Origin of the sequence: Streptomyces sp. FH025, assembly GCF_017427025.1 — a bacterium.
GTDB lineage: Bacteria > Actinomycetota > Actinomycetes > Streptomycetales > Streptomycetaceae > Kitasatospora.
On record NZ_JAFLNG010000341.1, the window covers coordinates 1 to 8,077 of the forward strand.

Annotated in this window: 10 protein-coding genes, 1 other RNA gene and 1 pseudogene; 5 read left to right on the plus strand and 7 right to left on the minus strand. The window is 73.4% G+C overall.

Translation table 11 applies throughout. The features are described 5' to 3' along the window. Both J0670_RS22800 and rnpB read left to right on the plus strand, forming a co-directional pair. Positions 1 to 1,417, plus strand: a 1,417-nt coding sequence (locus tag J0670_RS22800) for an MFS transporter (protein ID WP_207813509.1), incomplete at its 5' end; no start/stop codon positions are given. Positions 1,418 to 1,430: 13 nt separating this feature from the next. Then, positions 1,431 to 1,828: RNase P RNA component class A (gene rnpB / locus J0670_RS22805), an RNA gene on the plus strand. A 21-nt stretch (positions 1,829 to 1,849) separates the two neighbouring features. Here rnpB and J0670_RS22810 read toward each other — a convergent pair. Both J0670_RS22810 and J0670_RS22815 read right to left on the minus strand, forming a co-directional pair. Further along, complete coding sequence (locus tag J0670_RS22810) at positions 1,850 to 2,107, minus strand: Prokaryotic metallothionein (protein ID WP_196948192.1); 258 nt, start codon at positions 2,105 to 2,107, stop codon at positions 1,850 to 1,852. A 92-nt stretch (positions 2,108 to 2,199) separates the two neighbouring features. After that, positions 2,200 to 2,598, minus strand: coding sequence for an ACT domain-containing protein (locus J0670_RS22815; protein WP_207813510.1), 399 nt, complete (start codon positions 2,596 to 2,598; stop codon positions 2,200 to 2,202). Positions 2,599 to 2,769: 171 nt separating this feature from the next. Between J0670_RS22815 and J0670_RS22820 the strand changes: the two genes are divergently transcribed. Then, the gene (locus J0670_RS22820; protein ID WP_207813511.1) at positions 2,770 to 3,432 is read left to right on the plus strand and encodes a PadR family transcriptional regulator; all 663 of its coding nucleotides are present in this window, start codon (positions 2,770 to 2,772) and stop codon (positions 3,430 to 3,432) included. Between the two features lie 39 nt (positions 3,433 to 3,471). Here the strand turns inward: J0670_RS22820 and J0670_RS22825 are convergent, their stop codons facing one another. Both J0670_RS22825 and J0670_RS22830 read right to left on the minus strand, forming a co-directional pair. After that, positions 3,472 to 3,681 (minus strand): hypothetical protein, encoded by a 210-nt coding sequence (locus J0670_RS22825; RefSeq protein WP_207813516.1) that lies wholly within the window; start codon positions 3,679 to 3,681, stop codon positions 3,472 to 3,474. A gap of 40 nt (positions 3,682 to 3,721) precedes the next feature. Beyond that, a complete protein-coding gene (locus tag J0670_RS22830; protein WP_196948200.1) occupies positions 3,722 to 3,940 on the minus strand; it encodes a hypothetical protein in 219 nt (72 codons plus the stop codon). A 413-nt stretch (positions 3,941 to 4,353) separates the two neighbouring features. Between J0670_RS22830 and J0670_RS22835 the strand changes: the two genes are divergently transcribed. After that, positions 4,354 to 5,052, plus strand: a complete 699-nt coding sequence (locus J0670_RS22835) for a bifunctional DNA primase/polymerase (RefSeq protein ID WP_207813512.1) — start codon at positions 4,354 to 4,356, stop codon at positions 5,050 to 5,052. Between the two features lie 24 nt (positions 5,053 to 5,076). On the opposite strand, the gene map is transcribed toward J0670_RS22835, so the two are convergent. After that, the gene (map, locus tag J0670_RS22840; protein ID WP_207813513.1) at positions 5,077 to 5,922 is read right to left on the minus strand and encodes a type I methionyl aminopeptidase; all 846 of its coding nucleotides are present in this window, start codon (positions 5,920 to 5,922) and stop codon (positions 5,077 to 5,079) included. Positions 5,923 to 6,059: 137 nt separating this feature from the next. Here map and J0670_RS22845 point away from each other — a divergent pair, with 137 nt between their 5' ends. Next, positions 6,060 to 6,305 carry a hypothetical protein gene (locus J0670_RS22845; protein ID WP_207813514.1) on the plus strand — a complete coding sequence of 82 codons (246 nt, stop codon included), beginning with the start codon at positions 6,060 to 6,062 and terminating at the stop codon, positions 6,303 to 6,305. Positions 6,306 to 6,309: 4 nt separating this feature from the next. On the opposite strand, the gene J0670_RS22850 is transcribed toward J0670_RS22845, so the two are convergent. Next, entirely contained in the window at positions 6,310 to 7,707 is a 1,398-nt protein-coding gene (locus J0670_RS22850) for an MFS transporter (RefSeq protein ID WP_307806646.1), read from the minus strand. 65 nt (positions 7,708 to 7,772) lie between these two features. After that, positions 7,773 to 8,077 (minus strand): annotated as a pseudogene (locus tag J0670_RS22855) (hypothetical protein); the annotation flags it as partial.

Sequence of the window (8,077 nt, forward strand, 5' to 3'; positions counted from 1 at the left end):
GAGCCTGTTCATCGTCGGCCTGGACAACACCGTGGTGAACATCGCCCTGCCGTCGATCCAGCGCGACCTGGACGCCCCGGCCTCCGGCCTCCAGTGGATCATCGACGCCTACACCCTGGTGCTGGCCTCGCTGCTGATGCTGTTCGGCTCGGTGGCCGACCGCTTCGGCCGCCGCCGGGTGTTCCAGATCGGGCTGACCTGCTTCGCGCTCGGCTCGCTGCTGTGCAGCCTGGCGCCGGGCCTGGAGTGGCTGGTGGCGTTCCGGGCGTTGCAGGCGGTGGGCGGTTCGATGCTCAACCCGGTGGCGATGTCGATCATCACCAACACCTTCACCGACCCGAAGGAGCGGGCCCAGGCGATCGGGGTCTGGGGCGGCGTGGTGGGCATCTCGATGGCGATGGGCCCGCTGCTCGGCGGCTTCCTGGTGGACGGCGCCGGCTGGCCGTCGATCTTCCTGATCAACGTCCCGATCGCCCTGCTGGCCATACTGCTGACCGCCCGTTACGTCCCGGAGTCGCGCGCCCCGCGCCCGCGCCGGCTGGACCCGGTGGGCCAGCTGCTGATGATCGTGCTGCTCGGCTGCGGCACGGCCGCGATCATCGAGGGCCCGGGCAACGGCTGGACCTCCCCGCTGATCCTCACCCTCGCCGCGACCGCCGTGGCCGCGCTGATCGCCTTCCCGCTCTGGGAGCGGCGGGTGGCCGAGCCGCTGGTGGACCCGCGGTTCTTCGCCAGCGCCCCGTTCACCGGCGCCACCGTCACCGCGGTCTGCGCCTTCGCCGCGCTCGGCGGCTTCCTCTTCCTCAACACCCTCTACCTCCAGGAGGTCCGGCACTACGGCCCGGTCGAGGCGGGCCTGTGGACGCTGCCGATGGCCGGGATGATGCTGGTCTGCGCGCCGCTGTCCGGACGGATCGTCGGCAGTTCGGGCCCGCGCCTGCCGCTGGTCGTCGCCGGGCTGGGCCTGACCGCGAGCGGCCTGCTGCTGACCCGGCTCACCGCGGACTCCCCGGCGGCGCTGCTGCTGGCCGCGTACGCGCTGTTCGGCTTCGGCTTCGGCATGGTCAACGCGCCGATCACCAACGCGGCCGTCTCCGGCATGCCGCGCACCCAGGCGGGCGTGGCCGCCGCGGTCGCCTCGACCAGCCGCCAGGTCGGCCAGTCGCTGGGCGTGGCGGTGATCGGTACGGTCGTCACCTCGGCCGTGGTCGGCCCGGTCGCCACCGGTTTCGCCCCGGCCAGCCACTCCGGCTGGTGGATCCTGGTCGGCCTCGGCGGCGCGGTCCTCGCCCTCGGCCTGTTCACGACCACCGCCTGGGCCACCTCCACCGCCGCCCGGGTGGCCGCCCGGCTCGGCGCCGAGCCGCCCACCGCCCGGACCGGTGTACGGGAGGCCCCGCCCGAGCGGCTACGATGACCACTACGGCGGAAGAGCCGGCCGGGCGGTCGCGACGGGTCCCAGACCCGCCGAGGAACGTCCGGGCTCCACAGAGCAGGGTGGTGGGTAACGCCCACCCGGGGTGACCCGCGGGACAGTGCCACAGAAAACAGACCGCCCACCGCTTCGGCGCGTGGGTAAGGGTGAAACGGTGGTGTAAGAGACCACCAGCGACCGGGGTGACCCGGCCGGCTAGGTAAACCCCACCTGGAGCAAGGTCAAGATCGGTGCCCTCGGGCACCGTGCGCGGACGTCTGAAGGCTGCTCGCCCGAGTCCGCGGGTGGACCGCACGAGGCTGTCGGCAACGGCAGTCCTAGATGGATGGCCGCCTCCCCGGGCCGCGCAAGCAACCCGGGAGACAGAACCCGGCGTACAGGCCGACTCTTCCGCCCCCTCGGTTTCCCGGCCGGTCAGGCCGGGTGGGCGCCGACGGCGTCGCGGATCTGGTCGCCGAGGCCGCCGTTGACGCGGGCGCAGTTGGCGCAGCAGAAGAACATGCCGGCGACTTCGACGCCGTGGCCGACGATGCGGACGTTGCAGTGTTCGCAGCGCGGGGCGAGCTTCTCCATCGCGCACTCGAAGCTGTCGAAGGTGTAGGTGTCGCCGGTGACCGTCTTGATCTCGAAGGCGAGCCAGTAGTCGTTTCCGCAGGTGACGCAGGTGGCCATGGCGGTCGTCCCCTTCAGGTGGGGCCGCCCCGGGCGGGGCGGCTGCCTCCAGTGTCGAAGGGGCGGCCGGGGGCGGCCACCGGGCGGGACCGTCAGGCGGAGCGGGCGGAGAGGTCCTCCAGGGCGCGGACGGCGCGGTCGGCGTCGTCGGCGGAGACGAACAGGTGGTCGTGGTGGAAGCCGGCCACCACGTTGCAGCTGATGCCCTCCTCGGCGAGCCGGGTGGCGACGGCCGCGGTGAGTCCGACGGCCTCCAGCGCCGAGTGGATCTGCAGGGTGATCCAGGCCGCCACGTACTCGTAGCGCAGCCCGAGCGCATCCGCCTCCTCCTGGGCGACCACCACCGTCACCCCTTCGGGTTCGGCGACGGTCACCACCGGCCGCATGCCGGCGGGCACCTTCGCGGGGAGGGTGCAGTACACGTACCGCCCCGGGTTGAGCTGCGGACGCATCCCGCGCAGCAGGGTCGCAAGGTCTCGTTCTCCGGCCATGCCCGCCACCGTAGCGGCTGGGCGGCGGGCGGTGCACCGGGGGCGGGGGCCGTGTCGGAATCCGTTGACGAGCGACAGTCGCCGATATATCGTCGAACTATCGAGACAGTGACTCGACTGTTTCGCTGAAGCATTCGGAACCTCAAGGAGGTGGGCGTGATGCGCTCAGGGATGCCATTTCACGGGGGCCCGCGCGGCGGCGGTTGGCGCCGCGGTCCGGGTCCGGAGTTCCGGGGGATGCCCGGGGAGGGCTTCGAGGGGCGGGAGGCCTTCGGCGGCTTCGGTCCGCCGCCGTTCGGCGGCGGCCCCGGCCGGCCGATGGGCGGCCCGTTCGGGCCCGGCTTCGGCGGGCACGGCGGCCGGCGCGGTGGCCCGCACGGGCGGCGCGGCGGCCGGGCCCGGCGCGGGGACGTCCGGGCCTCGCTGCTGGCGCTGCTCAAGGAGCGGCCCATGCACGGCTACGAGATGATCGCCGAGATCGCCGAGCGCAGCGGCGGGGCCTGGCGGCCCAGCCCCGGTTCGATCTACCCCAACCTCCAGCTGCTGGAGGAGGAGGGCCTGGTCACGGCGGAGGAGGTCGGCGGCAAGCGGCTGGTCTCGCTCACCGAGGCGGGCCGGGCCGAGGCCGAGGCCGGGCCGGCGGAGCCGTGGGCGGAGGCCGGCCGGGAGGTCGACTGGGAGGCCGTCCAGGAGGTCGGCCAGGCGCTCGCCTCGGTCGAACAGGCGGTCCAGCAGGTCATGCGGACGGGCACCGAGGCCCAGCGCACCAAGGGCCTGGCGGTGCTGACCGAGGCCCGCAAGAAGCTGTACCTGATCCTCGCCGAGGATGACTGACCGGTACGGGGGGACGGGCGGTGCCGCTGCTCCGGAGTCTCACGCGTGGACCACGAACAGGGCCACGCAGGCGAGCAGCAGCACCGCCCAGCCGACCCAGAGCCAGCCTTCGGGGCCGATCACCACGGTGTAGAGGACCACCGCGAGCAGCAGCACCTCGGTCACCGCGAGGACCTGCCGGTTGTGGCGCGCCTGCGCCTGCTCGGGGCCCCGGTGGTGCCGGGCGAAGTGACGTACCGTCCTGGCCATGCCGACCTCCCGGGGAGGCGATGGGGGAGCGGGCGGTCCGTCAGCCGGAGGCCGCCTCGTCGTACTCGTAGCGCCAGAACCAGCTGAGCCCCCGTACCTGCTTGGCCCGGACATAGACCAGTGTGCGCGCGGGAGTGTCGCCGTGCGCGGGGACCGGGACCTTGTACTTCTTGGGCACGCCGAGCATCGGCCCCAGCGGGATGGGGAGGACCTTCCCGTCCAGGGGGCCGCCGACGAATTCGGTGTCCGCGCTCTTCACCCCTCCAGGGTCTCACCTCCCCCGACGGGCGTCCCCGGTGGGAGGCCGGGCGGGGGCGGAGCGTCCGGAGTGTGACCGGAGAGGCATCGCCCCCGGTCATCCGGAGGCCCCGCGCACCCTTATCCTTCCTGTACGCCCTCGGGGTTCACCCGGGTCAGCGGGCCCCGTACGGGCCGGGCGAGGCGCGCGTCGGCGTGCCCTCCGGCCGGACCGGCGCGGACAGCGTGCTGCCGCGACCGCCGTACCGAGACCCGGGCGTCGGCCGTCCGGTGACCCCGGGCCGCGGTCGGCGGGGCGCGGACAGCAGGGCCGAGCACCACCCGGGGAAGCAGCGGGGGGCGTTGTGCGTTGCGTCCCAGTGGTACGTCGAACGCTGTGTCGCACCAGGCACAGCAGTGCGCGGAAGGGGCCCGATGGAAGCCGGCGGCAGGTGGACGACCTGGTGGCAGAAGCGTGATCGACAGCGGGCCCGCCCGGGGGACGCGGACCCGGCCGCCAGACTTGATCAGCTGCTCGGCGCACTGAGCGCCGGATTCCCGCTCGCCCCCGCCGCCCACCCGGCCGGCTACCGATGTTCCTGCGACCGGGTGGCCTGTCCGGCCCCGGCGCAGCACCCGGTCTCCTTCGCCTGGCAGACCCAGGCCACCACCGACCCCGAGCAGCTCTCCCGCTGGCTCTCCCGCGATCCGCAGGCCAACTTCGTCACCGCCACCGGCCGGGTGCACGACGTGCTGGACGTCCCGGCCGAGGCCGGGCGGCTGGCGCTGGAGCGGCTGACCGCACGGGGCGTCGAGGGCCCGGTCGCCGCCGTCGGCGAGGACCGCTACCTGTTCTTCACCGCCACCCGCGGCACCCCGCACGACGAGGACGAGTGGTGGCCGAGCGCGCTCGACTCCACCCCGGACACCATGTCCGAGCACCCCGGCCTGCGCTGGCACTGCCGCGGCTCGTACACCCTGCTCCCGCCGGCCGCCCTCCCGGACGGCTCCGAGGTGCGGTGGCTGCGCGGGCCCGAGCAGCCGCTGCCGGACCCGCTGCGCGTCCTGGACGTGCTCACCGACGCCTGCACCGAGGTGGGCGCCGTCGCCGAGGAGCAGTGGCTGATCGGCTGACGACGCCCTCGGCGGTCACGGCGGTCACGGCAGGGTGAGGATCTCCGCGCCGTCCGCCGTGACCACCAGGGTGTGCTCGAACTGGGCGGTGCGCTTGCGGTCCTTGGTGACGACCGTCCAGCCGTCCGGCCAGATCTCGTAGTCGTAGGTGCCCAGGGTCAGCATCGGCTCGATGGTGAAGGTCATGCCCGGCTTGATCACCTCGGTGGCCCGCTCGCTGTCGTAGTGCGGGATGATCAGGCCGGAGTGGAACGACGTGTTGATGCCGTGTCCGGTGAAGTCCCGCACCACGCCGTAGTTGAAGCGCTTGGCGTAGGACTCGATGACCCGCCCGATCACGTTGATCTGACGGCCCGGCTTGACGGCCTTGATCGCCCGGTTGAGGGATTCCCGGGTGCGCTCGACCAGCAGCCGGGACTCCTCGTCCACCTCGCCGACCAGGTAGGTGGCGTTCAGGTCGCCGTGCACCCCGTGGATGTAGGCGGTGGCGTCGATGTTGACGATGTCGCCGTCCTGCAGCACGGTCGAGTCCGGGATGCCGTGGCAGATCACCTCGTTGATCGAGGTGCAGACGGACTTGGGGAAGCCCCGGTAGCCGAGGTCGGACGGGTAGGCGCCGTGGTCGCACATGTACGCGTGGGCGACGGCGTCCAGGGCGTCGGTGGTGACGCCGGGGGCGATCAGCTTGGCCGCCTCCTCCATCGCCCGGGCGGCGATCCCGCCCGCGATCCGCATCTTCTCGATCGTCTCGGCGGTCTGCACCTCGGGCCCGGTGTACGGCGTCGGGGCGGGGCGCCCGACGTACTCGGGGCGCGCGATGTGCGCCGGGACCTTGCGGGTGGGGGACTGGATGCCGGGTACGAGTGCCATGGCGGCGAGTCTATCCGCCGGGCCCGGCGCCGCCGGGTGGTGTGCGGAGCGGCCCGGGCCGGGGAATGATCGGTATCGACCCATCCACGCATCAGTACGTCCGCAGATCCACACATCTGTCTGAACGGGAGAGCGTCATGCCCCTCGGATTCAACCGCAAGCCGACCGGCAAGCCCGGCGAGTGGTTCTACTGCATCAAGCACGGCAAGGTCGAGGAGGGCCCGGAGTGCCCGGCGAAGGACCGCCTCGGGCCGTACGCCAGCCCCGAGGAGGCCTCGCACGCGCTGGAGATCGCGGACGAGCGCAACCGGGAGTGGCGCAACGACCCGCGCTGGAGCGACGAGCCGAAGGGCGGCGACGGGCCGAAGGGCGGCGCCGAGTAGCCGCTCACGCCGTCGCGGCCGCCTCCGGTTCCTCCGGTTCCCGTCCGGCCTGTTCCCGCACGGCCTGTTCCCGCTGCGCCCGTTCGTGCTCGGCCTGTTCGTGCTCGGCCCGGACGGCCGCGGTGTGCGGGTCGGTGCGGTCGTCGTAGCCGAGCAGCTTCGGCAGCACGGCGGCGACCGCGAGCACGGCACCGACGCAGGCGAGGCCGCCGGTCCAGACCGCGGCCCGCACACCGAGCAGCCCGGCCATGGTGCCGGCCCGGACCTGCCCGAGCTGGGGGCCGACGGAGTAGCTGAGCAGTTCGACGCCGGCCATCCGGCCGCGGACCTCGTCCGGGATGGACTGGTTCCACATGGTCGAGCGGGCGATCCCGCTGACCTCGTCGGCGCCGCCGGCCAGCGCCAGCCCCAGCAGCACCACCCAGATGTTCCCGGACAGCCCGGCCAGCGCCATCGCCGCGCCCCAGCAGACGGCGGCGACGACCAGCAGCCGCCCGTGCCGGTGGATCCGGGACGTCCAGCCGCTGGTCGCGCCGACCAGCAGGGCGCCGACGGCGGCGGCCGCGTACATCGGGCCGAGCGCCCAGTCCGCGCCCAAGTCCGAGGCCAGGAAGGGGAAGACGGCCACCGGGAAGGCGAACAGCATGGCGCAGGTGTCGATCGCGTAGGTGCCCAGCAGGTCCTTGCGGCTCCACGCGTACCGCACGCCGGTGAGCACGGCCCGTACGGACGGGCGCTCGGCGCCGGTGGGCGGCGGCACCGCCTTGATCCGGGCGAGCAGCAGCACCGAGACGGCGAAGGTGAGCACGTCCAGCGCGTACGCGGTCTGCACCCCGGAGAAGGCCACCACGACACCGGCCAGCGCCGGTCCGGCCACCGAAGCGACGTTGTGGTACAGGGACTTGAGGGCGAAGGCGGCCGACAGGTGCTGGTGCGCGACGATCCGAGGCAGCAGCGAGTCCAGTGCCGGGCGTTGCAGGCCGTCGGCGGCCGCGACCAGCGCGGCGACCAGGTAGACCGGCCACAGCACCGGGTTCGGCAGCAGGGCGTTGAGCAGCAGCAGCGCGGCCAGCAGACCGAGCGCGGCCTCGGAGCGCAGCACCAGCTTGCGGCGGTCCAGGGCGTCGGCGAGGGCGCCGCCCCACAGGCCGAAGACGATCAGCGGGACGAGTTCGACGGCGCCGATCAGGCCGACCGCGAACGAGGAGTCGGTGAGCTCCTTGATCTGCATCGGCACGGCGACGTACGTCAGGAAGCTGCCGAAGCTGGTGACGCAGCCGCTGATCCAGAGGTAGCGGAAGTCGCGGGAGGCGCGCCACGGCGAGAGGTCGGGTGCCAGCGAGCGCAGCAGCGTGCGGGCCCGCCCGGGTGCGGAGGTATGCGGGGGTTCGTCGTCGTTCACGAACCGTCATCCTCGGGCGGTGGATACCGCTCCCGCAAAGGGTTTTTGACCGAACGACGAACCGGCTACCAGCGGCTGAGCGTGGGCGCCGAGGTCAGCCGCCCTGCGAGCTCGGCCAGCCGGTCCAGGGTGGAGCGGCGGCCGGCCGGCTGCCCGGCGGCGGCGCTGACCAGGTGCTGGGCGAGGTCGAACGGTTCCTCGGCGGCGGTGCCGACGGTCAGCCGCTCGTGCGCGAGGTCGCGAAGGTCGCGAACGTCGCCGAGGTCGCCGGGACCGCCGAGGCCGCCGGGACCGCCGCGGTCGCCCGGCGAGCCGGCGGAGGCCCCGTCCACCGCGAGGACGGTCGCGCCGTGCCGACGGGCGTCCCGCA

Coding starts and splice junctions, on each gene's coding strand:
- J0670_RS22810 (WP_196948192.1), bottom strand. CDS start 2,107: ATGGCCACCTGCGTCACCTGCGGAAACGACTACTGGCTCGCCTTCGAG.
- J0670_RS22815 (WP_207813510.1), bottom strand. CDS start 2,598: ATGGCCGGAGAACGAGACCTTGCGACCCTGCTGCGCGGGATGCGTCCG.
- J0670_RS22820 (WP_207813511.1), top strand. CDS start 2,770: ATGCCATTTCACGGGGGCCCGCGCGGCGGCGGTTGGCGCCGCGGTCCG.
- J0670_RS22825 (WP_207813516.1), bottom strand. CDS start 3,681: ATGGCCAGGACGGTACGTCACTTCGCCCGGCACCACCGGGGCCCCGAG.
- J0670_RS22835 (WP_207813512.1), top strand. CDS start 4,354: ATGGAAGCCGGCGGCAGGTGGACGACCTGGTGGCAGAAGCGTGATCGA.
- map (WP_207813513.1), bottom strand. CDS start 5,922: ATGGCACTCGTACCCGGCATCCAGTCCCCCACCCGCAAGGTCCCGGCG.
- J0670_RS22845 (WP_207813514.1), top strand. CDS start 6,060: ATGCCCCTCGGATTCAACCGCAAGCCGACCGGCAAGCCCGGCGAGTGG.